Genomic DNA, 24,701 nt, shown 5'->3' with positions numbered 1-24,701 from the left:
GTCAGAGCCCCCTTTCCATCTTGACCTCGCCAGTGGTGACATCAACTTTGCTACGCAGATAAAGCTCCAGCGGCAGCGGCTGAGCCCACATGTCGGCGCGAATATCCAGCCCTATGGTAATATCTGCCACCTCGACATCTCCGGTCAGCTGCACATCCACCGTGCCTTCGATAATACGAGGTTCAAAATGAGTGATCGCCTGTTCGATGGAACGGCGGATCTTTTCGGCCTTTTCGGTGGTGCTGAATTCGCCGGTGACCTCGCTCAAGCCAAAATTCAGCACCGAAGCAGAGGCCATCGGATACCGATCTGCATCAATCTGAGAGCCGGCGTTTTGCGTATTGAGCAACCAGGACAAGTCCCGCTGGATAATCTCCCGCAGCCGGTTCAAATCAATCACCCGGCTATCACGTGTTTCCTTTTGATCCGTTGGGCTGTTGTCAGTCAGCCGGTCCAAAAGCGAAGGTTGCAGGCGTTCGGCAAGCATTTTGTCAGCCATCAGGACCGTCCTGTTGTGCGCCGATTTTCAACATGCGGATATCCATCAGTGGGAAATCCTGATCTCCAATGGTCAACAAGCGCTGACCAGTGCCGACATAGGTGTCGGCCCCCATATCTGTCCAACTGGTCAGCCGCGCCAGCCTGGCCCCAGCTTCGGCGGCCTCCCTGTTCGGGTAGCGGGTCGGGATCAGCACTGCCATGGCCCCTTCGTTGGCCAGGGTCAGCGTGCCAGCCATCCAGACCGTATCGCGCAGGTCCGAGGGCTCATCGATTTCTAGACTCTGAATCTGCGAAAAAGGCAGCCAGAAATAGCGCCCATTGAGGATCACTTCCAGCACCGGACCCAGACGCATATCCGCATCGGCAATCCAGTCGAAGGCCGTGCCATTCACCGTGCCCGCTGTCGCAGGCGCAGCATCATAGGCGGCGTCCCGTAGAGCGACGGCCTGGTCAACTTCTCCACGCGCCAACAGGTTCTGCGCCTCTATCAACTGTGCAAGCCAGACCTCCGGTTCGCCCAGGACCATAGGATCCTTTTCACCCTTAAAAACTTTCTCGCGATAGACCTCGCACAGGATCGCCTCGCGGTAGGCCTGGGCCATGACAGTGGCACCTGCATCCAGTTCGGCGCTCAGCCGCAATTGTGCGACCGCCCGTTTCCAATCCCCCAGAATGCACAGCAGCTGGAACAGGAAAATTCGCAGTTTGGCATTGGACGGATCCGCGCGGACCTGGTCTTGCAGCGCAGCAAGAGCCTGCTCCGGATCACCAGCACGCAAATGCTCTTCGGGGGTCATGGTCAAAACTCCGCCATGTCAAAACAGAAAACAATAAAAACCCCGGGCGTGGCCGCACGCCCGGGGTGGTGCAAATCAATACTCGAATTTGCCAGTCTGAACGTTCCATTGGAAAACAATCGGGCTTTCCAACTTGCCCGTTTTTTGGTTGGTGGATTTATAGGTGTGCTCAATCGCAGCATAGGCCAGAGACCAGGTCTCTTCCGGAATGCCATCCTCGCTGGCGGAGATCGAATAGCTGTCGATCACCACATCCTTCAGCTTCCAGATGGAATACTCCAGCAGCCCTTCCGCCTGGGCATCGCCAGACCGGCACCAATGCATAATGATTTCAGGGCGCACAGTGCCGTTTGCCACAGATTTCGCCAGCTCATTAGAAGCCTTACCCATCTGCGAGGTCAGCTCGATCTTGCCAAAATTGGAATTGGCGTGCATCCGCTGTGTCGATCCAAGATCTGTCATCTCAACGGCGCGTTCAACATTCCAGTTCGCCGATTGAATGACGATCCATTTCTTGTGCTTGTCTTCGGTGGCATCTCCCTCGATATCCGAGATTTCCACGAACATGCTAGCAGCCATTTTGCTATCCTTTCAAAACTTAACTCATTGACAAATTCAGAGGCAGGAGTGGTTTTTAGCCTCCCTTTTCCGAAGGCAGTTTCGACACCAAGCGCAGAGAAACCGACAGGCCCTCTAACTGATAGTGCGGGCGCAGGAAGAATTTTGAGCTGTAATAACCCGGGTTGCCCTCGACCTCTTCGACCACCACTTCGGCAGCAGCCAGAGGTTTGCGCGCCTTTTCGTTCTCCGAAGAGATATCGGCGTTAAAATCAACGTAATTGTTGATCCAGTTCTGCAGCCAGGATTCCATATCCTGACGGCTTTTGAACGACCCGACCTTATCGCGCACCATACATTTCAGGTAGTGGGCAAACCGACAGGTGGCAAAAAGATAGGGCAAACGCGCGCCGAGGTTCGCGTTGGCCGTTGCATCCGGGTCGTCATATTCGGTGGGTTTGTGCAGGGACTGCGCCCCCATGAAAGTCGCCACATCGGTGTTTTTGCGATGCAAAAGCGGCATCATGCCGTTCTTGGCAAGCTCAGCCTCGCGCCGGTCATCAATGGCAATTTCGGTAGGGCATTTCTGATCCACCCCGCCATCTGTGGTGGGGAAGGTATGCGAGGGCAACTCTTCCAAGGTGCCACCGCTTTCCACACCCCGAATGCGCGAACACCAGCCATAGCTTTTGAAGGAGCGAGTGATGTTCGTGGCCATGCCATAGGCGGCATTGACCCAAGAATACTTATCACTATCCGCGCCTGTGGTGTCCTCTTCAAAGGCAAACTCATCCACCGGATCTGTTTTAGAACCGTAAGGCATCCGCCCCAGGAAGCGTGGCATCGCCAGGCCAACATATTTAGAATCTTCGCTCTCGCGCAGAGAGCGCCAGGCGGCATATTCCGGCGTCTGAAAGATCTTGGTCAGATCGCGCGGGTTCGACAACTCCGACCAGCTGTCCATCTGGAACAACGAGGGTTCAGCCCCGGTGATCAGGGGCGCATGGGCTGCCGCTGCGATCTTGGACATCTCCCCCAACAGTTCGATATCCGGTGGCGAGTGATCAAAATGGAAATCAGCCACCAGCGAGCCATAGGGTTCACCGCCCAGCTGGCTGAACTCTTCGGTATAAAGCTTCTTGAAGATCGGCGATTGGTCCATCGCCGTGCCTTTGAACTTGGCCAGGCTCTTGCCCAATTCCTTTTTAGTGATCGGGATCACCCGGATCTTCAGCATCTCGTCAGTTTCGGTATTGTTCACCAAATAGTGCAGACCACGCCAGGCGCTTTCAAGCTGCTGAAACTCTTTGTTGTGCAGGATCAGGTTCACCTGCTCAGTCAGCTTTTTATCGATCTCCGCGACAATGCTTTCGATTGAACGCAGAGCGTCATCAGAGATCAGACCGGTATTTGCCAGGGCCTGTTCCGCCAAAGTTTTTACTGCGCTTTCAACCGCGGTTTTGGCCTGGTCAGATTTTGGGCGGAATTCCTTGTGCAACAGGTTTGCAAATTCGCTGGAGCCAAAAGCGGCATCTGCCGGGGCGGCTTCGGTTTGGAGTGCTTCGTCTGCCATATCTGTCCCTCCTTATTCCGTCTCACCACCGGCGTCGCCGCCGGGCTTGGGCTGGGCTGCCAGAGTTTTCAAAAGGCTCGGATCCTGCATGATCTTGGTGATCAGATCCTCGGCCCCAGTCTTACCATCCATATAGGTCATCAGGTTGCTGAGCTGGGTGCGCGCATCCAAGAGCTCTTTGAGCGGCGCAACCTTTGCCGCGATGGCGGCGGGTTTGAAATCATCCATGCTTTCAAAGGTGATATCCACCGCCATATTGCCCTCGCCCGTCAGCGTATTGGGCACGGTAAAGGCCGCTCTTGGCGCCATGGACTTCATCCGCTTGTCGAAGTTATCGACATCAATTTCGAGAAACTTGCGATCTGCGACAGAGGGTTGCTCGACCTCTGATTTTCCGGTGAGATCCGCCAGAACACCCATGACAAAGGGCAGCTGAACTTTCTTTTCAGCGCCGTATAGCTCCACATCATATTCGATCTGGACCCGTGGCGCCCGATTGCGGCCAACAAATTTTTGTGAACTTCCAGCCATCTAGCTCTCCTTCAACTCGTAATCTAACTTGACAAGGAAACGCTGATCCCGGTTTCTCCGGATCACCAAGACCTCATTGTCTCCGCTTAGTCGTCGTCCTCCAGGCCGCCAATCAGCTGCACGTTTTCAAGCCCGCGCGGCGCCATATCATTTACAATCGTCAGGAAGTCGGCCCCGACCAGACGCTTGGCGCGCTCCAAAAGCAACGGCAACGGGCTCGAGGGTTCTTCCCGCTGATAATAGGCAATAATCCGATCCAGCGTATTGGCGACATCGGTTGGCGAATTGATTGCCCCCGGCGCTGCCGCACCCCGGGCACCACCGGCGGTAACGGCTTCAATCTCGGCCTCTCCAGCATCCGCCTCGGTCTCACTTTCCTCCGCCTCTCCCTCTGGAGCCAGATTGCCATAATCGCGCAGTCGCTTGCTCAACTGGCGCATCAGTTTCACCAAGGGATCGAGCTCAGGCCCCTGCCCCGGCGTCTGTTCAGAAAACACATCCGACATCGCCTTGATGTTTTCTTCAGCCAGTTCCACCGCAGCCAGACGTTCTGCGATGAAGGACTCATCGCTGTCCTGGAATGCGGCCCCGATCGTGGCCTGGTCCGGAATACTGTCCATATCCTCGGGCGCCGCCATGACCCCTTCGGCGATTTCAATATCCCGCAGCGAAAAGCGACCAAAGTTGCGGCTGTCACTCAGATGGACCCGCCGCAAAGCACTGAACACAGCCGAAGGCCCCGCCATACCCCCGGGCTGCCCACAGAGGTCCTGCACAGCGTTGATCCGCATGATCGGATCGCCGTCATCCTCATCTAGTTCGGGATGGCAGCTTTCCCAGAACTGCTCGAGGCAACCCCGCATATAGCTGGTCACCTCAGCAAAGCTGGCCAGTTCCCCCCGCGCCAGATAGGCCGCTGCCAGAAAGACGGCCGCGCGCAGCTCATGACTGCGCTCAAGCACATTCTGCGCGTTTTCTTCTACCGTCGAATAGTCTGGAGGGGTGCTGTTGCCGCTGTCATCCTGCGCAGACTGAGCCGCCCGCTCCATTTCAGCAAAGGCGGGGTCATAAACAAGGTTTTCCCCACTCGGAGTTTCCTCCCCAAGGGACTGTAGCAAAACAGCCAAATCCATACAGTTGACCCCCCAAAAAACAGGCCAAGCGTAGTCTGACAAACCACATTCTATTTCAACATACAGATATGTGGCGACGCCAGATACGCCACTAACAAAACAATAACTTGACGTGGAGTGAGCCTTATCGCCATCTTAAAGTCAATTGTTTTTGCACCTTTTTGTGAGTGGTTGTGATGTGTGCAGACCGTGTTACAGGTGACGAAGTAAAGGCCATGGTGCGTGAGGGTGCCAAGCGGCGGACGAGCTTTGCTTTCTGTCTGGACCCGCTCAAAGACCCCCTGATGATGATCCAGCCCGGCAGCAAACCCGAAGCCCTGCGCGCCCCTTTGAAACAGGCAGGCGGCAAGCCTCCGATGCTTTGGGGAACCTATGTTGTACAGGGCGATCAGATGGAGATGATCTGCGAGCAGGCGCCGACGCAGATGCTCTTGCAACTCAAACGGTTTCTGAAAAGCAGCCGCATCAAAGTGGGAGTTTTATTCCTGGATGACGGCGGCAATATCCTCGACAGTCTTAAGTCGGAAGCCACCAGAGAAACGGCCAGCAAAGACGCAGATATCAGCGATATCTCAACCCCGGATATCGCCCCCTCCGCCGTCGAACCGCTGAAACGCAGATTAAAACGCATCCAGCCACGAATCGCCCTAGCCCCCGGTCCTTTGGAGCTGAAACTGAACCGCGCCTTGGGTAAAACTGTCAGCCTCATCAATGCGGGTCGATTGCAGGAAGCGGAAACACTGGTGCTGGTGATCGAACGATCCCTGGCCGCCCTGGGCAAGGATCGAGAGGACGAAGACAGCACGCTGAAACGTGGACAGCGCGAATCCGATCAGCGCTCGCTTGGGGCCCAGATCAAACGGGCCCAGGGGTTGCAGGCCCATGTGGCCCGAGCGCCAGGCCCGGCCCGTGATCGCTTGACCCAGGCCATTCACAAAGCCGCCAGGTTGTTAAAGCAACGCGATCTAAACGGAGCCAAAGACGCCATGGACAAAATCGAAAAAGCGCTGACCTCGCTGGTCTGACCGCCTGTTTGTTGCCTACCCGATCCACTCAAAGAGACAGCCGAGACCCAAAGACACGCTAGCAGATTTAGACACTTATTCCCTACAGCCCCGGAGACCGCAATGCCCCTTTCTTCTTCAGCTCTTTCCCTGATCAGCCGCTGCCTGGTCGTTGCTCTAATGGTGGGCCTGCCGCAAAACACTCGCGCCGAAACCGGTCCGCTACAGGTTGAACTGAATAAGATGGAAGAGATCGATGGCGGCGGCTGCCGCGCCTTTTTCCTGTTCCGAAACCAAACCGGCAAAAGCTTTGCGGGTTTTGAAATGTCCCTGGCCATTCTGGATGGTGACGGCGTTATCGACCGGCTGCTGTCCGTCGATGCTGCCCCCCTGCCCGTCCAACGCACAACCCTCAAACTCTTTGAAGTGCCGCAGATTGCCTGTAGCAACATCTCCGAAATTCTGCTGCACGACGTGACCGCCTGTCAGCCACAGAACGAAGCCGAAATGGATTGCTTCCCGATCCTCACTCTGGGATCGCGCGCCACTGCCAAGCTGGTGAAATAACCATGGGGGCAATTCTGCAAAACCTTACGACGGGCGGACCGATCATCGCCCTTTTGGCCGTGATCTCGCTGCTTTCGCTAACCCTGATTGTGATGAAACTGGTGCACCTTTGGCCTGTCACCTCTGGTAAGGACCCGCGTCAAGATGCGATCGAGCTCTGGCAGACTGGCGACAAGCATGGTGCCCGGACCAAGATCGAACGGGGCAAATCTCCGGCCGACAGGGTCCTGCATTTTGCCATGGGTGCCCTGCAAAACGGACTCAAGGGCCCGGTTCTGACCTCGGAACTGGAACGGCGCGGCAATGAAGAAGTGCAACGGATGAACAGCCTGATCCGGCTCTTGGAGCTGATTGCCATGGTGTCGCCGCTCCTTGGGCTGCTGGGCACCGTGCTTGGCATGATCCAGTCCTTTCAGGAGCTGGAGCTGGCCCAGGGCGCGGCCAATGCCTCAGTGCTGGCCGGGGGCATCTGGCAGGCTTTGCTGACCACTGCGGCAGGCCTGGTCGTGGCCATTCCCGCCGCCATCGCAGCAGGGTTGTTTTCTGCCCGTATCGACACGGCGGCAATGCTGATCGAAAGCGCGGTGGGACAGTTGATGCTGGCGGATCATGGCCGCTAGCCACAGGAGTATTCTCTGATGGTCCTCACCCGCCGCGCCCCTCCCAAAGCCTTGATCTCTTTGGTGCCAATGATCGACGTGATGTTGATCCTGCTGGTCTTTTTCATGGTGACCTCGACATATCTCAATCTGGATATGATCCCGGCCTTGCGCCCCTCCGGGGAAATGGCAAAACCCACTGAAGCGTCAGATCTGCGTCTGATGATCCGTATCCAGGCAGATGGCAGCCCCAGTCTGCGCGGCGCGGCCTTATCACGCCAGGAATTAGACCAGATCCTGGCGCAGGCTCTGGCCAAAGATCCCCTCGCGCAGCTTGTCATCCTGCCCTCGGGGTCGGCACCCACCCAAGCGCTGATTTCCATAATGGACCAATCAGCACAGGCAGGGGTACAAAACATGCGGGTTTTGCGACTGGAGGCCCGGCCATGAAGCTGAAACGCGCCAGCCGAACACCACAGACGGAAACCATCATTGCGTTGATTGATGTGGTTTTTTTCCTGTTGGTCTTCTTTATGCTGATCGGTCGCATGGATGCCACCGCCCCCTTTGATGTCGCCCCGCCGCAGACCGAAACCGGGCGAGACATGCCGGCGGGCGGGATCACCCTGGCCATCTCAAAAACCGGGAAACTTGCCCTAGATGGCCGTGAAATTGCGACACTAGAACTGGGCCCTGCCTTGACCGCAAGCCTGGCGAAAGATCCCGCATTGCGGCTGCGGATCAATGCCCATCGCGATGCAGATCTGCGCCATGTTCTGCCCTATGTCAGCCAGGCCGAAGTCATAGGTATTCGTGATGTCATTTTGGTGGTGACGCCAGAACGAGCCCCCTCCTCCGGGGGCGATCTGTGACCCATTGGCCAGATACCCACACCCCCGATGTGCTGTCACCATTGGGTGCCGGAGGCTGGGCCCTGGGTCTGACTGTTTCGGCCTGTGCGCATCTGGTGGCAATAGCCGCGTTGATGCCGTTTCTTGATCCAGTCCCCTTGCCGCAGCAACCCAGCCCTCAAAGCGCGCTTTCAATGGAATCCCAACAGGTTGCACGTAGCGAGGCACGAGAACAAACCGCCGATCCTGAGCCGAGTAGAGAAGCCTCAGCCCAGGGAGAGAGCCTTGACGCGGGTGCGGTGCCTAGGACCACTGCGCAGGCCAGTTCCCTGTCCCCCCACCCTATCGCTGAGGCGCCCTCGCAGGGGGAGCGCCTCGCCAGCTCTTCCCCTACCCCCACGGCTTTGGCCTCTCCTCCGCCCGCCCCACAGAAAACCCCTGCACTGACCACGCCTGGGCAAGCTTTGTCGGCGCTTTTGGCCGAGCCGCAGTGGGTATCAGCCCAACCCGCTTTCGCCCAAGCGGTGCCGCTTCAACCTGCTGAAAGCACCTCTCTCACGGCTCGCCCAGCCGCGGCTCAGGCGGTCGCTGCGCAGGCCACGGCATCACAAGAGCTCGCGGCAGCGACGCCCCGCCCGGTCAACGCCAGCGCCGTATCCACCCAGGCTCTCACACAAGATACGCCCCCCAGTGTCGCGCAAAACCAGCCGCTGGCCGCCGCTGCTACAGCTGCACAGCAGGCGATTGAGAGCCCAAACCAATCCGAGGCGATCACCGCCGCTCTGGCTTTTCAGGGCGATGCAACCAAGGATCTAGACCCAGCCTCAGTTGCCGCATTCCAGAGTTTCACACAACCGGATGATCCCATCGGCCGGGCCACAGGGCTGCGAGACGGGCTTGCCGGGCTGCTCGGCGCCGTACCCTGCTCCCGGCTGCAGGCCGTCTTTGACCCGGACACCGCAACACTGGAGCTGCGTGGGCACCTCCCCGAAGACGGTCTGCGCGGACCGGTTCTGGCCGCTTTGCAGGCGCAAATGGGCCGCGACATTGCCCTCTCTGACAAAATGCGTCTCCTGCCGCGTCCGCAATGTGGCGCGCTCAGTGGTATCTCCCAGGTTGGCCTGCCGCAAAGCACCGATCAGATCACCAACCCGCTGCTGCTCGGCCCGGATGCTCAGGCCCGGGTGTTGAGCTACACCGGTGGCGAGCAACTCTATTTTGATCTGACAGCCCCAGATTATCCGGCCTATCTATACGTTGATTACTTTGATGCGGCTGGCAATGTCCTTCATCTGAGCCCAAATGCGCATATTCCGCTGACCTTGGCGCAGCCCAAAACCGCACTGCGCGTTGGCGCCAAGACACCCGAAGACCCAGGCCTTCAAATCACCGTAGGTCCTCCATATGGTCAGGAGATCGCGGTTGCCTTTGCTGCCTCTTCCCCTCTGTATGAGGCACTGCGCCCGCTCAGCGAGCCGGCCGCCCCCTATCTTGACTTTCTGCGTCTGAGAGTGGATGAAAAAAGATCTCAAGATCCTGATTTCAAAGGAGAATGGGTCTACTTTTTGATTGAAACCCATGCAAACTAGAGCCACTGCAGCTTGCCCATGGCAAGCTGCCGGGCCCAACTGAGATTGGGCAATCTTTGAGTGCACAATCTTAGGCGGGAGCCCCCCTTTTCTTCCGGAACCTCGGATGGACCAAAGGTACGGCTTAGGGCACGCCAAGCCGGTTCTGTCTTAGCCCTTCAAACTATTGGCAGCCACCGGCAGCCCAGGACTTCAGGCTCCGCTTCATCACCCCGCCAAAGGGGTGTTGTTTGTTCAGCGAGCGCTGCATGTTCAGGCTGAGATAGGTATTAGCCTGCTCACACAGCCGGTCCCTGTTCCATTGATGACAGGAGCTGCAGGTCTGAGTTTTCCAATAGCTTTCCGGCAACCCCTCGATCGGGGGAAACATCGGAGCCTGTTCAATTATCTCTGCAAGGCTCAGCCCGCTGATCTGACTCAACTCTGACACCAGTGGGCTGGCATAGGTCACGGGTCCCGCCTCTTGTTGCCGTGGCGCAGGTCCGGGGTCCGGACTGGGCGCCTCAGCAACTGGCGCTACCCCCTCTCCAATCGGATCCGTGCTTTGCCCCGCCTGCAAGGCCGCAATTTCCGTCATTGCGATTTCTGCATATGTCCCCTCGGGGAAGCTTTGCAGATAGGCCTCATAGGCGGTCACAGACCCGTCCTCCTGCGCCGCCTTAAAAAGCGCCGTTTCTGCTTCATCCGGAACCGTCGATGCCAGCGCGGATGTCTCTGGTGCCGGAGCCCCAACAGACAGTTCCTCCGCCATGACCTCTGCCAGCATGGCGCGGGCTTCTTCGGCATAAGCGCTTTCGGGGTAGCCCCGCAGGAAGAGCATGAGCTGGACCGGATCCCGTGTCGCACGAACCGAGCGCCAGAGCTGCAGTTCTTCGGTTTCGGCTGCCGTCAGAATAGGGCGCTCAGGCGCTGTGACGAACATAAAATCACTCACCAAAGAAGAGGTATCCCAGGGAGTTTGCAATCCGGCACTCTGAGCTAACACCTCACGGCGCACCTCCTTAAAGGCCTGTTCCACCGGCTGTCCTGGTCGGGTGATGTGTTTGACCAGCGCCTGGGTAAAGGGGCTGTTCTCACCCTGCCCGTCCAAAGCAACGCTGCCCGGGGCCGTGGCATAGGCCAGAAAAGTTCCCGTTGGGGCCTTCATCTCCGCCAAACCACTTTGATTCAGATCCGGGACGTCCTCAAAGGGATTGTTGCGGCAGGCATCCAGGATCACCAGATTGGTGCGGTTGCGCGCTGACGCCATCTGACGCAACACGGATTGTGCTTCAACCGCCATCAAATCCAGATCCGCGGCATCGGACAGGGTGACATCAACCGGCAAAAGGTAGTTGTTGCCAAAGCTCTGAACTCCGTGCCCAGCGTAATAGAACAACCCCGTGGCCTCCTCGCCTGCGGCGCGCAGATCGCGGCCGAACTGGGCAATGGCACGTTTCATTTCGATCTGGCTCAGGTCCACCGCCATGGTGACGGTAAAACCGATATCCTGGAGAGTTGTTGAAATCATCCGCGCATCATTGGCAGGATTATCCAGCGCAGACACACTTCCGTAGGACGCATTGCCAATGACCAGGGCCAGGCGGCGATTGTGCTCCTCTGCAAAAGCCCGCGCCGGAGCTGACAAAAGCGTGGCAACGATGAAAAGATGGAACAGGCCCTTGGCCAAAAAACCAGTCACTACAGTAATACTCCAATATCTGTCCCCGCGGGGACACCCAACGAACGCTTGGCATTTATTTGGCCGAGGCTACGCAATACTTGCATTTTTCCCTAGGATTTTCGTTAATCAAGAGAAGAGCCCAAACCCGGCCCTAAGTCGAGGCTACCCTAGTTCATCATTCTTGTATGAGTATTTTGCCATGTTACGCCAATTTCTTCGCCCATTCCTCATCCTCTTCTTGCTGTTCACCCAGCCAGCCCTGGCTGCGGATCCCTTTGAACATGGATGGCAATTGGACCCTGATGCCTCAGCCATCACCTTCCTCTCTGTCAAAAAGGACAAGGTCGCGGAAACCAGCCGATTTGCAGCCATAAGTGGCCAAATCACCGAACGTGGCATTGCTCAGCTGGTGATCGCATTGGATTCCGTAGATACAAAAATCGACCTGCGCAACGTGCGCATGCGGTTTTTGTTTTTTGAGACTTTCACCTTCCCTGAGGCCACAGTGACCGCTGTTCTCGATCCTGTCCCGCTGCAGGATTTGCCCAGCCTGCGACGCAAGGTGATCACGCTGCCGGTGACCCTGTCGCTACATGGTGTCGAGGTTGAACTGGAAGCAGAGGTCGCCGTCACTTTGGTCAGCAATGACCGGATCAACATATCCACCCTCAATCCAGTCATTCTTCAGCTTGAGGATTTCAACCTGATGGGTGGCCGCGACAAGTTGCAGGAAGCGGCCAATGTCACGATCACGCCGCTTGGCATTGTGAACCTGAACCTGGCCTTTGATCGTCGGGCGCCTGGCACACCGGTGCTGGCAGCCCCTACCAATACAGGCAGCACAGCGGCCCTGGAGGCCACAGGCGATTTCAGTCGTGAAGCCTGTCTTGGGCGATTTGATATTTTGTCGCGTAGTCGCAGCGTCAATTTTGCACCGGGAACCTCACGGCTGGATCAAAAATCTGTCGATTTTCTGGATGGCCTGTTTGATATCGTCAGCCGCTGTCCAGACATGGTGATCGAAGTCGGCGGTCATACCGATGACAAGGGCAGCGCGGCCTCAAACACCCGCCTCAGCCAGAAACGCGCAAACTCTGTGGTCCGGTATCTGTCGAATAAAGGGATCGCGCAACAGCGTCTACAATCCGTTGGCTATGGTGAATCCATTCCATTAGTTCCCAATGACACCGCGCAGAACCGCGCCAAGAACCGACGCATCGCCTTCAAGGTTCTGAACTGATTTCGAGTGACCCGCTTTGAAATGAAATAAGGGCTGTCCCCGCAGGGACAGCCCTTATGCTTTGCCTAAGATCAAAACGATTAGTCCTTCGGCTCGTCCTCTTCCAGGGCGGCAAAAAAGGCAGATATTGCCGCCTCCAACCGATAGCGATCAATCACTGAAAAGTCGCGTTCCATGGCAAGTTCAATTCTACCATCGCGCGCCTGGCACCGCACAGTCCCTGCAGGCAACGCACAGCGCAGGGTGGTTTTGGCCACGCCAGTCTTGACCCTGTCTGAGCCGGACGTGGCGCTGCTCCCCCCATCCTCTGCCTCTAAGGTGCCCGCAAGAAACCCACGCAGCAGATCAATTTCGGCCTCTGCATCGGGGCAGGGGGTGGTTTGCAACACCCTGTTCAGCTGCGCCACCTGGCTCTCGTCTTCGGACAGCCGCTTCTTCAGATCCAATCCCAATGCCCGCGGAATGGTTTCCGCATACTGCAGCCCTTCGCCGATCATTTCCAGAAGATCAGCAAAATGGCGAATGTAGCTGCGTTTTTGCCGCCCAGCGGAGGCATAGAGATGCGCCACAGCATCCGCAACCAGCTCACAATCCGTATCCGGGTCCTGCGCATAAGAGAGCGCCAGCTGCGCCATTTCTGCAAAGGAGATATCGCGCCGCACCAGGTTTTCATCTACCATCCGGCGATACAGCCCCTTAAGATCCTCGCCCTTGGCGATCAGTCCCGCGGGGATCGCGGCGAATTCGGTATCACCGGTTTCGGCGTAAAGCGCGCGATAGGCCGACAGGCGGCGGAACCCCTGAACCAGCTGATAGCTGCCCTCGGCATCCTCTTCGACCCGGATCGGGTTCGACAGGCCAATACTGCGGATCGAAGCCTGCAGCTCCTCCAGTTCCGGATCGCGCGAGGTCGCCCGGTCACGCACCAGTTTGCTGGTCGAGATTTTGTCCAAAGGAATACGGTCTACCACCAGCCCCAGTTTTTTCAGACGCACAAACTCATGCGCCAGCCGGTCGTTTTCAGCCCGAATATTCTGCTCAGTCGCAGCACGCGCCTTCAAGGCTGCGGCGTTTTCGGTGATCGCAGTGGCCATGGGACCACGCCGACTTTCAGGCGCAGGCGAAGTCTCCTTGCCCGCAGGCTCCGGGGCAGGGGCAGCCTGCGGCGCAGGATCCGAAGGGAAGTTGATATCAAAGACGCGGCGTTTGCTCATGATCTATCCTCCATCTTGTCCCAGGCCTCAGCGGCGTAGCCTTTGAATTCTTCATAGGCCTGATCAAAGGAGGCCCGTGCCCGGCGCCAGGTTTCGCGTGTCATATCGCGGTAGTCGATCTCGTAGATCGAACTGAGGAACCGCCCGGATTGTTCGACGGCGCGGGTCATTTCGATTGGGTGGTCCGCCATGCGGCCGTCAAAGACTTTGATAAAGGCATCGCGCATGGCACGGTGCAAATCATTGCCGCTCTCATATCGGGTCAACAGGAACCGCACATCGAGGAACGCCTTCGGCAGGGTGAATGTCCCCGCGGGGACAACACCGTTGAAAGCCGATAGATCCTCCAGCGCCTCCGACAGCTGTCCAATAAAAGAGGTGGTCGAATCGTATTCCCAGTACCCCGGCCCCGAAGGGATATAGAGCATGTCGGCGGCAAAGACCGCATTCATCGACTGGTAGCCAATGGCGGGGGGGCAATCAAAAATGATCATGTCGTAATCATCTGCCGAGACCTGATCGAGGTAGCGCGACACAGCCGCAAAGAAGGACCACTCGGGATTAAGATGACGGTACTGGGCGCTGGCGAATTCAACGAAAGCAGCATTGGCGCAGCTTGGCACCAGATCAATGGTTGGCCAACTGGTCGGTTTGATGAAATCGTTGATGCGCAGATCCTGCAAACCCATCCCGGTGATGGCCTCGGGCAGAACGCGCTCGGGCAGGGCGGCCCCCGTCTCAGCCCCGCGGGTCGAGGCATTCATCCGCTCAGTTTCGCGCACCAGATCCCGCGCCATGATGCCCCAGACCGTATAGTCCTCGGTCACATCACTCAGCCCCATGGAATGTGACAGCGTCGCTTGCGGATCAAAATCCACACAGAGAACCCGATAGCCATCCAGAGCAGCAGCATGGGCAAAATGCAATGCCACTGTGGATTTGCCTGCACCACCTTTGAAGTTGGAGATCGCCACCCGCAGGGCGCGCTTACCTTCGGGGCGTGGCGGCATCAGGCTCTTGCGATTGATCTTGATGCGTCGACGCAGCTCGTTAATCTCTTCCAACGAATACCAGCGCTGACGACCGTCCTCTTCTACATGCCCCTGTGGCAGCGAGGGATCCGCCGCAAGCCGTCCACGCAACGTGGATTGGTTCACTTTAAAGATCAGTTCGGCCACTTCCCAGCTGGAGAACCGCCGCAGGGTCTTTTCCATCTCGGGAGAGAAGGTTTGCTGTCGAATCCAGCTCTGCATTTTCAAAGATTGGGCCTGTAACTTTGCCAGGTCTTCATGGGTGAACATGACTGTCGCTCGCTTTTCGCTGTATCTCGCCCTTTGCACAGGACGCTAATTTTTCCTCAATACTCATTTACGCCGTAATTGCAAAAAACGCAAAACCTATTATCCTGAAAAAAAGCGTCCTGTCCCCGCGGGGACACAGTACAGAAAAGGCCATAATTTCAACAGGGCAGGGGGTTCCTGTGATTCGCGATTCGCCTGCAAGTCCGATCCATTCTCTCTTGCGAAAGGATGGGCCAAAGACGGGGCGCGGCGCCAAATATAGGGTGACAGCCTACAGCAAACCCCCACCCATTGGGGGACATTTTTCACCATTAAGGTGACATCCAGGATGTCCCCCAATACCATTGATACCAAATTTCTATCATTATTTTGGAATTGGATCAGAGGCTGAAACAACTCAGTGCTTGACAGAATCGACCCCAAGGACGCAAATCATCTACATTGAGTAAAGAGCGTTGAGTTTCCTGCAGTAGGAGCCAACGTAAATCGGGAACAACCCGAAAGACTGAGGCAGCCGACCCTGAATCTTAATTCTGGCTTTGCATATGAAGCCAGGCTGGGATCAAACCATTTCACAATGGGCAGGGTAGATCTAGAAGGACCAAAAGAGCCATGCAGGTGCAACGACCCGCCGGGCGACATGCGTCGGTAGTGAAGTACGACATTCTGACCGCCCTAGGTGCCTTTGCTCTGTCACAGCCAAAGGCATCGCAGAAACTGGTTCTTCGGTTCATGACTCTGGTCACCGCCCGTTACAATTGGTCCCGCAATGAGCTGGCAGTTGGTCAGCGTGAAATTGCCCGGCTCTGGACGGTTGATGAACGCACTGTCAAGCGCGAGATGGCCAAGCTGCGCGCCATGGGCTGGTTGATCGTCAAACGGCAAGGGGTAAGAGGCAGGGTTAGCGAACACGGGCTGGACTTGGATCGCATCCACGAGGATACTCGTACCGTCTGGGCACATGTCGGCCCTGACTTTGAACATCGGATGAATGGTCAGGAAACTGAGCCAACCAATGTGGTGCCTCTGCGCACCGGACAGGTTGCTGCTGCACCAGATCTGAGCGATGGCAACGAATGGAGCCTTGCCAAGGCCATTTTGCATCGGGACGATCCCGCTATCTATACCGCCTGGATAGATGCGTTGAACCGTAGCGAACGGGCAGGGGCTCGGCTTACTTTGATAGCCCCCAGTCGGTTTCATGCCAATTATGTTCTGTCGCATTTAAAGCCACGGCTGCTGGCGGCCTGCCGTGATATTGACCCCGAAATTTCCGACATCCTTGTGACCAGCTGAGTGCGACAGGGTTTTTGGATTCCTATCACTGGTTGCCATGGGGCGCGCTGGTTTCTAGCCCCTGTGAATTTGGGCTTGCCGAATGCCGGCAACCCAGTAATTATGCATTTGAATAATTACTGGGTTGCACTGGTCTTGAAAACATTCCCGACCTGAAAAGTCGCCGCAGAAACAAGACTTGTGCTCAATGAGGTGGAAACCGATATGAAAACCACGGCTGTGACGTCACGATTGGCCTCCTTGGGGGGGGCAAAATGGGATTTGCATTTGACCGCACGCGCGCGTGTGGCAGCAGGTGCGGATATTATCGAAATGACCATCGGCGAGCCCGATGTTCCGGTTCCTGCGGAATTGATGGACTGTTCCATCGCTGCGATGCGGGCGGGTCGAACCGGTTATTCCGACGGGCGCGGGGAACTCAATCTGCGCCAAGCCTTGGCCGACAGCTATACCGCCAGCCGCGGCCAAGCATTTGAGCCCGATAATTTTCTGTGTTTCCCCGGAACCCAGACCGCGTTGTTTGCTGCCATGATGGGGGTGGCTCAACACGGTGACGAGGTGCTGGTCGGTGATCCTATGTATGCCACCTATGAGGGGGTAGTCGCTGCCAGTGGTGCGACCATAGTGCCGGTACCGCTTAACCCTGAAAACGGATTTCGCATGCAGGCTAGGGATGTTGCCTCTCGAATCACGCCCCGGACACGCGCCCTGTTGCTGACCAGTCCCCACAATCCAACCGGTGCCATCTTAGGCAGGGATGAGCTGATAGAGCTCTGCGAGCTGGCGCGGGTTCACGATTTCTGGATCCTTTCGGATGAAGTCTATGAACAGCTGGTTTTTGAAGGCTCAGAATTTGTCTCGCCATTGTCCCTGCCGGATTATGCCGAACGAGTTATTGCGGTGTCCTCCATCTCTAAATCCCATGCGTCTCCAGGGTTCCGCAGCGGTTGGTGCGTTGGCTCCAAGGACTTCTGCGACGCGCTGCTGCCCTATTCGGAAACTATGCTCTTTGGCAACCAGCCCTTCATCGCGGATATGACGGAAGTGGCGATCCGTGAAGGGTCCTCTGTTTCCAAAGGGATGAGCGAACGCTTCAGCCGACGTGCAGAGTTGTTGGCGAGACGGTTGGAGGCGGAAACGGCCCTGCAGGTGCACCGGCCCGAGGCGGGGATGTTTGCCATGATCAATGTGTCAGCCACGGGGATGACCGGCGATGCCTATGCCTGGGATCTGTTGGACCATGGGGTTGCGGTCATGCCAGGGTCTGCCTTCAGCGACAGTTTGATTTCTTGGGTGCGGATTGCATTGACCATTGAGGATGCAGCCTTTGAAACCGCGCTCACACGCTTAATTTCCCATGCACAAAACTTGAACAAGGGGGCGGCATGATGGATCGCGAAAAAACTATCGGCGAAACCTTGGTGGATGGGTTGGCTGCGCGGGATGTCACCTGCGTCTTTGGCATCCCCGGTGTGCATACGGTCGAGCTCTATCGTGGTCTTGCAGCCTCGGGTATTCGACATGTGACCCCGCGCCACGAACAGGGCGCCGGGTTTATGGCGGATGGCTATGCACGGGTGTCCGGCAAGCCCGGCGTGGCCTTTGTGATTACCGGGCCCGGTTTGACCAATACGCTCACACCGATGGCGCAGGCGCGGGCGGATTCTGTGCCAATGCTGGTGATTTCTGGTGTTAACGCTCAGGCAAGCCTCGGCCAGGGCATGGGGCATTTGCATGAGTTGCCCGACCAGCAGGGGCTTGCCCAAACGGTGGCTCTGACCTCGCAGCACGTGGCCAAGCCTACGGATCTGAATTCTGCTCTAAACAAGGCATTTTCCCCTTTTGCAGAGGGGCGCCCAGGGCCAACCCACATTCAGATTCCGCTGGATGTTGCCGGCAGTGCGGCCGCGGAACTTGCGACACCCACCAGGGTCGCGCAGCCCGCTGTAGAGGCCGCGCTCGTGCAACAGGCCGCGCAATTGCTGGCCACAGCAAAGAACCCGCTCATTCTGGCAGGGGGCGGCGCCAGACGGGCGGGGGAGGCCCTCCGTCTCCTGGCAGAGCGCCTGAATGCGCCAGTGGTCCAAACCACAAATGGTCGGGGGCTGATGTATCAGCACCCGCTTGGTGTGCCGGCAAGTCCCAGCCTTGCTTCGGTGCGTGGTTTGATCGCGGGGGCAGATGTGGTCCTTGCTTTGGGAACCGAATTCGGACCCACCGACTATGATATGTATGCCACTGGCGCGTGGCCGCAGATGCGCCAGTTGATCCGGGTGGATATTTGCGAAAAGCAATTGGAGCGTCATCCGGCGCGCCTCCCAATTCGGGCAGAGGTTGGGGGCTTTGCCGCTGCTCTGCTTGCGGCTTTGCCGAGCAACTGTTCAGGCGTGGATGGGGCGCCGCGAGCGGCAGAGACCCGCGCAGCGGCGCTTGCGGAAATAGGGGAGGATTACCGGGCGCAGGTCGCGGTGCTGGATGCTGTGCGCGATGCCATACCCAACAGCTTGATGGTGGGAGATTCCACCCAGCCGATCTATGCCGGAAATCTATACTATGACCACGATCGCCCCGGCGGCTGGTTTAATGCGGCAACGGGATACGGGGCGCTAGGCTATGGCATCCCTGCCGCCATCGGCGCAGCCATCGCTGCACCAGAGGCACCGGTGATCTGCATTGTCGGCGATGGTGGCGCACAGTTTTCGCTTCCAGAGATCATGACTGCGGTGGATGAAAACCTATCGATCACCTTTGTGATCTGGAACAACCAAGGCTACCGCGAGATTGCCACCTCAATGCAGGAAGTTGGTGTGGAGGTTATCGGTTGTGATCCGACACCGCCCAGATTTTGCGATACCGCGCGGTGCTTTGGTATTCCACACCTCGCCGTGTCAGACGATCCCGCAGAAATTTCGGCCGCCATGGCGCGCAGCGCGGGGCAGGGGCCTCGGATTGTTGAAATTGCCGCGCCTGTTTTTGCCGCGGCAAAAAGCTAGCCTGGGAACGAGGAACTGGGGGGATGCAGAGCCTGCGTCCTATCCCACGTCCTAGCCACCAGCTCAGCTGCGAATCTGTGGCAGTTTGGGGGCTGTCCAATAGGCGCCGCTGTCCTGTCTCAGGGCTTCATAGGCTTCGATCCGGTGGCGGGCCTCTGCGCCGCCGGCCTCAATGAGGTGAGAGAGCAGGCAATCCAGCACTGCCATGGCTCCGGCATAGGCCCCAAAAGGGTGCGGGGAGGCGGTTGTGACCGTCAGCACATGATCGGGGTCAACCCCCGGTGCTATGACCTCACTGTCAGAAATCAGCACAATCCTGGCGCCCCGCTTGCGGGCCTGGCGCAGGGCTTGAATGGTGCTGGTGGAATAGGGGGCAAAGGTGATGGCAATCAGGCAATCCTCAGGCTTGAGCGCGATCAGATCATCCATGGTGGTGCCTACATGGCGTGGCACCAGATCAATTGCCGGTAAAGCCATGCGCGCCACATAGTGGAAGTAATAGGCCAGCGCATAGCTGGCGCGACTGGCCGTCACATAGCAGTTTCGGGCGCTCAGCAAGGTGTCAACAATGGCCTGGCTGCGGTCTGGCCCCATCTGGCGCAGCGAACGCGAGACCATGTTCAGCTCCCCCTGAACGATACGGGCCTGGCGTGCGGCGGCGGGTCCCCGCCCGGCCATTTCGGCCAGCCAATCTGCCCCAAGATGGGATTCGTTGCTGGTGACCAGTGCATCCCGGAAAGGACGGCGCAGCGCTTCGAAACTGTCATAGCCAAGCCGGTCTGACAGGCGCACAAAGCTATTGGCACTGATCCCTGCCTTGCGGGCGGTATCGCGCACCGGATCCAGGGCAAAACAGCCCGGGTTGTCGATGATGTATTTTGCAGCCTGCGCCAGTTTGGCAGGCATCTGACCGATCTGCTCTTTCAGAGCGACAATCAAGCGGGCGGTTTGTTTTGGGTCAAGATGCGGATCCATGGGCGTATAAAACCATATGGTCGCCGTATTTGAAATTCAAAACATCCGTTTTTATCTGTGCGGCCGCCCGCAGAGCAGTCTGCTGCCGGGCGGCCATCAGGGGCCAGTGTCAGCCTCTTTACATCAGCCTGTGGCGGATTTCAGATCTTCGCCCTCCTCAAGGGTGATGCTGCCGTCCTCGGCGACGGTGACCCAGGCTCCGGTTTCGATCTGGTTCAACCCTTTGCAGGCGACCTGCATCAGGATGTGTTTTTCACGGGCTACAATCGCCATGTGGCTCAACCAGCCGCCCACCTCGCTCAGCACCGCGCCGGAACGCTGGACATAGGGCAACCAGGCTGGATTGATCATGTGGCACACCAGAATATCGCCATCCTGGAAGCCATCGAATGCTTCTGGCCCTGTTGCTGTTTCATCCACGACCCAATAGGCGCGCCCTGTTCTGGTGCCACTGCCCGCAACGCAGGTGCCACCCAGATCGCCCTCAGCCAAGGCAGTCTGCGCCCCGAGGGACAGCAACTCGCAATCCCGCAGTGTCAGTTGTACCTGGCTTGGAGCCGAGGGTTTGCGCAGCTCCTCCTTGGTTTTACGTGCCTTTGCCATGTCCAGCAAAGCCTGCGCGTCCGACCAGTCGCAGTGCTGTAATTCTTCCAGTGTGAACTGGAAAATAAGATCATTCAGCCCCGTACCCGCGCCCAAGGCCTGCAGGGCCCGGCGCAGCTCTGCCAAAATACGCAGCGCTTCGTGTTTGGCCTGTTCCTTGAGATCCTGATAGGTCAGAGCCAGAGAAATACAGTCTTTCAGATCATGGGGCAGATTGGCAGGCAGCTGCCCCAGTTCTGAGATCTGCGAGATTGGGTTGTCCAGCAGCGGCCACAACAGGGCAGGGGCCTCGCTGTAGCGGGGCGAGCTGAGCTCGTAGTCAAAGATCGAGCGATGCCCCATCAGGGCCAGGGCCTGATCTCGATTGCCTTGGCAGGCGCTCAACAGCGAAGAGGGGGCATGGGGCAGTTCTGCCAACATCAGATGCTTGCGCAGTGTGACATCGCCTGCGGTTGCGGCTCTGGCTTCGTTCATGGTGAAACCGGCCAGAATATTGATCTTTTCGGCCTCGACGTAGATGTCATGGGCAAAGAAACTGACGAGGGTCTGGATCATCTCGATCAGCTTGTGCTGGGGCAGGGCGGCATAGTCCAGCGCTTGCCAGATCGCCAGACGATCTGCGATTATTGGCAGGGTTTGATCGTGAAAATCCCTGACCAGCGGGCGCGCTAGCCGGCGCAGCTGCTTGGCCTTGGATTTGGAGAGTTTGAGTGTCATTTGCCGCTTGAGCTCGGCATCCACATAGGTTTTGCCAAAGAGGTTGACCAGATGACCGTCGCGGCCTTCCGGCAGCCCGTAGGGGACGCCAAGCGCGCGACAGGCGTAGTCCACGCTGCCGCCGGGTGCCCAAAGGCTGCTCATGAGAGAGAAGGACATGGGCGTTGGGCGCGGCAGGACTTCGGACATTTCATCCTGTTCCAGGATCATCGCATCGGGATCACGATCGCCAAAGCGGTCCAGCACGGCGCGCCATTCGGTCAGCCGGATCTGTTCCGCGTCGGGACCATGGGCCAGTGTGGTGATGTCGCGGCTTTGCAGGATCTGAAACCCACCATCGGCATAGGCCCATTCGATATCTTGAGGGCCGCCAAAGAGGGCTTCGACCCGGCGCGCAAGGGCCAGCAAAGGCGCCAGATCCAGCGTTTGATCCTGATCCTCAAATGCGGGTCGGCCGGAGGAGCGTCCAAAGCGCAAAGACACAGGTGTCACCCGGCCTGAGACCAGATCTTCGCCACAGCCCTTTACCCATTCCACCATGGTCATTCCGGGGGCATTGGGGTCCTGTGTAAACAAGACGCCGGCATAGTCAGCCTGCACCATCTGCTGAACCAGTACATTGGCGGCAGATGTATCCTGGGCCTGCCGGTCGTAGCTGGCGGCCCGTTCTGAAGAAAAGCTTGCCACCACACTGTTCAAGGCGCCGCGCAGGGTGTCGCCGGTCACATCCAGCTCGGACTCAAACACCCCGGCAAAGCTCTGCTCGGCACCATCTTCATTGCTGGCGCTGCTGCGCACGGCGCAGGGTTTTTCTGCTATTAGCTGCCAGATCTGAGCCGCAAAGCGCTCTTGCTGGGGAAGGGACATCTGTTGAAAATCAGCGATGGCCTCCTGGCGCAGCACCAGACCATCGGGCACGGGCAGCCCGGCTGTTTTCATCACGGACAGCCGCAGCGCCTTATTGCCCGCCTGTGCCAGTTCTTCGCTAAAGCCCATGGGGATGACCCCGGCAGGCAGCTGTGCCAACTGACGTTTCTGGCGCCAAAGATCCAGCTGGTGTTTCAGAGATTTGTGCAGTCCGGTCACATAGGCACGCTGCAGCAGCAGCAGGCTGAGGCTGAAACAGAGATAGGCATTGGCGGCGGCGCTGAGGCTAAAGACCATGGCAAAGAGAAGGGGCAGACCCATAAAGAGCCAAAGCTTGATTTGCCGTGCCGTCTTAGCGACTGCCCAGGTCAGGTAGATCGCGGCCAAAGCGCAGAACATCAGCGGCAGGGCAAAGGCCGGATCTGGCAGGCCTAAATCGTCGATCCATAGCATTGAGATTGACAGCAGCCCGCTGGCCTCTCCGGCGGCAGAGACCCCCACCATCATCACCGGCAAAAACAACAGGGCGCTGAGATTGCGCAGCGGCGTCAGCCCCTTGGAGGCATAGAACGCCTGGATGGCACGGGCGCGGCGCACCGGATCCTGGGCCAGTTCTGATTTGAGTGTCGCCAGCTCCTCGGCACTGTTGTGGGTGATGATCTGGTCGCGTTCCGATTTCAACGCAACCGGTAGAACCAACAGGCGGGTCAGCAGGGAGAGGGCAAAAAGCCCCAACAAGAGATGGCTATGTGCATGGCTCCAGAGCAAAGCCGAGGTGACTGCTGCGACAGCCCGCTGCCAATAGGTCTGGTTTTGCGCGGCCAGCCAGTCCTGGACATGGGGTTTGGCAGCGGGGGCAATAAAATACTCCCAGGGCAAGGTATAACGTCCCAGGTAGTCGACCCCCTGCTGGACCAATTCCAGCCCCAGAACCTGCCCCATGAAGCAGCTGCGCCGATCATAGCAGGCCGTGAGGGTCGGCTTGTCCTCCAATGCAGCGATCCTGCGCATCAGGTCATCAGTCGGCAAGGCGCGAATGGGGATATTGATGGCACCGGGTAGGTGACCGGCCTCAAAATCGCCGGGATAGCGTGTGTCGACGATCTGCAGATCTTCGGTTTCGATCAGTGTCGTGAAATCAGCGGTGCTTAGCAGGGTGTCCTTGTTGACATAGTCTGGAATGGCGCGCAGGTCGGCCAGCGTCTCAACCTCGGCATCGCTAAAGGAGCGTCCTTCGACGATCCATTTCTCGATCCCGCCGGCAATAAAGCTGCAATCGATGCCCAGCTTTGCCAGTTCGGCGCAGGTCTCGGAGCTACGGTTGCCGTTGTGGCAAAAAACCACCGCCCGCTGTCCGGGCTGCAGGGGGCGAGACTGCAGAAAATCAGGAAATCGGACGTGCGTGGCGCCCGGCAGGCTGCCCATGGCGTTTTCGCCGGTTTCGCGGATGTCAAAGAAGGCGGCGTCCCCCGATGTCAACAGAGCTGCAGCCTGATCAGTGGAAATGGCCAGCGGGTTTTCTTCCTGTTTGGAAAAGCTAGTTTCCTTAAGCGTGTCGTCCTTGATCTCAGTTCCGGCGAACTGCGCCGGACGAAACAAGGTCGCCTGAAGGCGTGTCTGTTCTGTGGCTCTATAGCTGCTGTACTGCCAGTAGTTTGCAGCTACCAAGCCGGTCACAAACAGCACGAGCAAGCCAATGAGACGGACCGGATAGCGCTGTGTTGCGGCTCTTGGCTTGAACCCCAGTTTGGTTGCCAAAAGTGCGCCGGCCCCGGAAATCATTGCAAGACCCACAGCAAAAACCTGAGACAGGGATGTCACCGAGCCGATGACCAGTTCCGGAGAGGGAATGGCCAGAGCTTTCATGGGGATAGCCAAAAGGATTGCAGCCAAAAGAGAGGCAAAACAGAATTTTCGTTTGTTGTTGTGGGAAGAAGGGGCCGGTGTTTGCACTGAGAGACCTGCTGTCTGTTTAGGGATTCTTTATAGTTGTGACATTTTTATGAAAAAATACCTAAAGTATTACGGAACCGTTAAGTGCGGTATGCGATCCGGCCTTTCATTTAAAATTGACGGAAGAAAGCGAAAAAATTAACGTCATACACGCATTTGGTGAGCGATAAGCTAGA

Annotated in this window: 21 protein-coding genes; 10 read left to right on the top strand and 11 right to left on the bottom strand. The window is 57.6% G+C overall.

What is annotated here, in order from left to right; all coding sequences use genetic code 11:
• Position 1 precedes the first annotated feature (1 nt).
• From tssE to tssA, 6 genes are all read right to left on the bottom strand, one after another.
• Positions 2 to 499: a type VI secretion system baseplate subunit TssE gene (gene tssE / locus AN476_RS13620; RefSeq protein WP_054462150.1), complete on the bottom strand. Its 498-nt coding sequence runs from the start codon at positions 497 to 499 to the stop codon at positions 2 to 4.
• Positions 492 to 1,298, bottom strand: coding sequence for a type VI secretion system accessory protein TagJ (locus tag AN476_RS13615; protein ID WP_054462149.1), 807 nt, complete (start codon positions 1,296 to 1,298; stop codon positions 492 to 494). The genes tssE and AN476_RS13615 overlap by 8 nt, the downstream gene beginning before the upstream one ends.
• A gap of 75 nt (positions 1,299 to 1,373) precedes the next feature.
• Positions 1,374 to 1,877, bottom strand: a complete 504-nt coding sequence (locus tag AN476_RS13610; RefSeq protein ID WP_054462148.1) for a type VI secretion system tube protein Hcp — start codon at positions 1,875 to 1,877, stop codon at positions 1,374 to 1,376.
• Between the two features lie 55 nt (positions 1,878 to 1,932).
• On the bottom strand, positions 1,933 to 3,429 hold the full coding sequence (gene tssC, locus AN476_RS13605) for a type VI secretion system contractile sheath large subunit (RefSeq protein WP_054462146.1): 1,497 nt from the start codon (positions 3,427 to 3,429) through the stop codon (positions 1,933 to 1,935).
• A 12-nt stretch (positions 3,430 to 3,441) separates the two neighbouring features.
• Entirely contained in the window at positions 3,442 to 3,960 is a 519-nt protein-coding gene (gene tssB / locus AN476_RS13600; protein WP_054462145.1) for a type VI secretion system contractile sheath small subunit, read from the bottom strand.
• Positions 3,961 to 4,046: 86 nt separating this feature from the next.
• The gene (gene tssA, locus AN476_RS13595) at positions 4,047 to 5,093 is read right to left on the bottom strand and encodes a type VI secretion system protein TssA (protein WP_054462144.1); all 1,047 of its coding nucleotides are present in this window, start codon (positions 5,091 to 5,093) and stop codon (positions 4,047 to 4,049) included.
• A gap of 176 nt (positions 5,094 to 5,269) precedes the next feature.
• Here tssA and AN476_RS13590 point away from each other — a divergent pair, with 176 nt between their 5' ends.
• The 6 genes from AN476_RS13590 to AN476_RS13565 all read left to right on the top strand — a co-directional run bounded on the left by AN476_RS13590 (position 5,270) and on the right by AN476_RS13565 (position 9,703).
• Positions 5,270 to 6,118 (top strand): hypothetical protein, encoded by an 849-nt coding sequence (locus tag AN476_RS13590; protein ID WP_054462143.1) that lies wholly within the window; start codon positions 5,270 to 5,272, stop codon positions 6,116 to 6,118.
• A gap of 102 nt (positions 6,119 to 6,220) precedes the next feature.
• Complete coding sequence (locus AN476_RS13585; RefSeq protein WP_054462142.1) at positions 6,221 to 6,664, top strand: hypothetical protein; 444 nt, start codon at positions 6,221 to 6,223, stop codon at positions 6,662 to 6,664.
• A 2-nt stretch (positions 6,665 to 6,666) separates the two neighbouring features.
• Positions 6,667 to 7,284: a MotA/TolQ/ExbB proton channel family protein gene (locus AN476_RS13580; RefSeq protein ID WP_054462140.1), complete on the top strand. Its 618-nt coding sequence runs from the start codon at positions 6,667 to 6,669 to the stop codon at positions 7,282 to 7,284.
• A gap of 18 nt (positions 7,285 to 7,302) precedes the next feature.
• Entirely contained in the window at positions 7,303 to 7,713 is a 411-nt protein-coding gene (locus AN476_RS13575; protein WP_054462138.1) for a biopolymer transporter ExbD, read from the top strand.
• Positions 7,710 to 8,135 carry a biopolymer transporter ExbD gene (locus AN476_RS13570; RefSeq protein ID WP_054462136.1) on the top strand — a complete coding sequence of 142 codons (426 nt, stop codon included), beginning with the start codon at positions 7,710 to 7,712 and terminating at the stop codon, positions 8,133 to 8,135. Before AN476_RS13575 ends, AN476_RS13570 begins: the two co-directional genes overlap by 4 nt.
• Positions 8,132 to 9,703: a DUF4384 domain-containing protein gene (locus AN476_RS13565; RefSeq protein ID WP_083464337.1), complete on the top strand. Its 1,572-nt coding sequence runs from the start codon at positions 8,132 to 8,134 to the stop codon at positions 9,701 to 9,703. Before AN476_RS13570 ends, AN476_RS13565 begins: the two co-directional genes overlap by 4 nt.
• Before the next feature lie 163 nt (positions 9,704 to 9,866).
• Here the strand turns inward: AN476_RS13565 and AN476_RS13560 are convergent, their stop codons facing one another.
• Entirely contained in the window at positions 9,867 to 11,384 is a 1,518-nt protein-coding gene (locus AN476_RS13560; RefSeq protein WP_054462130.1) for a caspase domain-containing protein, read from the bottom strand.
• 181 nt (positions 11,385 to 11,565) lie between these two features.
• On the opposite strand from AN476_RS13560, the gene AN476_RS13555 reads away from it, so the two are divergent.
• Positions 11,566 to 12,606, top strand: a complete 1,041-nt coding sequence (locus tag AN476_RS13555) for an OmpA family protein (RefSeq protein WP_054462129.1) — start codon at positions 11,566 to 11,568, stop codon at positions 12,604 to 12,606.
• Between the two features lie 80 nt (positions 12,607 to 12,686).
• Here the strand turns inward: AN476_RS13555 and AN476_RS13550 are convergent, their stop codons facing one another.
• Positions 12,687 to 13,820, bottom strand: coding sequence for a ParB/RepB/Spo0J family partition protein (locus tag AN476_RS13550; RefSeq protein ID WP_054462128.1), 1,134 nt, complete (start codon positions 13,818 to 13,820; stop codon positions 12,687 to 12,689).
• Positions 13,817 to 15,121, bottom strand: coding sequence for an AAA family ATPase (locus AN476_RS13545; protein ID WP_054462127.1), 1,305 nt, complete (start codon positions 15,119 to 15,121; stop codon positions 13,817 to 13,819). Before AN476_RS13545 ends, AN476_RS13550 begins: the two co-directional genes overlap by 4 nt.
• Positions 15,122 to 15,733: 612 nt before the next feature.
• On the opposite strand from AN476_RS13545, the gene AN476_RS13540 reads away from it, so the two are divergent.
• From AN476_RS13540 to AN476_RS13530, 3 genes are all read left to right on the top strand, one after another.
• Positions 15,734 to 16,417, top strand: coding sequence for a hypothetical protein (locus AN476_RS13540; protein ID WP_054462126.1), 684 nt, complete (start codon positions 15,734 to 15,736; stop codon positions 16,415 to 16,417).
• A gap of 204 nt (positions 16,418 to 16,621) precedes the next feature.
• Entirely contained in the window at positions 16,622 to 17,806 is a 1,185-nt protein-coding gene (locus tag AN476_RS13535; protein WP_054462125.1) for a pyridoxal phosphate-dependent aminotransferase, read from the top strand.
• Entirely contained in the window at positions 17,803 to 19,410 is a 1,608-nt protein-coding gene (locus AN476_RS13530; RefSeq protein ID WP_054462124.1) for a 5-guanidino-2-oxopentanoate decarboxylase, read from the top strand. The genes AN476_RS13535 and AN476_RS13530 overlap by 4 nt, the downstream gene beginning before the upstream one ends.
• 63 nt (positions 19,411 to 19,473) lie before the next feature.
• Here the strand turns inward: AN476_RS13530 and AN476_RS13525 are convergent, their stop codons facing one another.
• The gene (locus AN476_RS13525) at positions 19,474 to 20,385 is read right to left on the bottom strand and encodes a MurR/RpiR family transcriptional regulator (protein ID WP_054462123.1); all 912 of its coding nucleotides are present in this window, start codon (positions 20,383 to 20,385) and stop codon (positions 19,474 to 19,476) included.
• A gap of 123 nt (positions 20,386 to 20,508) precedes the next feature.
• Positions 20,509 to 24,438, bottom strand: coding sequence for a PEP/pyruvate-binding domain-containing protein (locus AN476_RS13520; RefSeq protein WP_083464336.1), 3,930 nt, complete (start codon positions 24,436 to 24,438; stop codon positions 20,509 to 20,511).
• Between the last annotated feature and the right edge of the window lie 263 nt (positions 24,439 to 24,701).

Origin of the sequence: Phaeobacter sp. 11ANDIMAR09 (assembly GCF_001294455.1) — a bacterium.
GTDB lineage: Bacteria > Pseudomonadota > Alphaproteobacteria > Rhodobacterales > Rhodobacteraceae > Pseudophaeobacter.
Note: the sequence above shows the minus strand (reverse complement) of the source record. Positions and strands in the feature narration are given on the sequence as shown.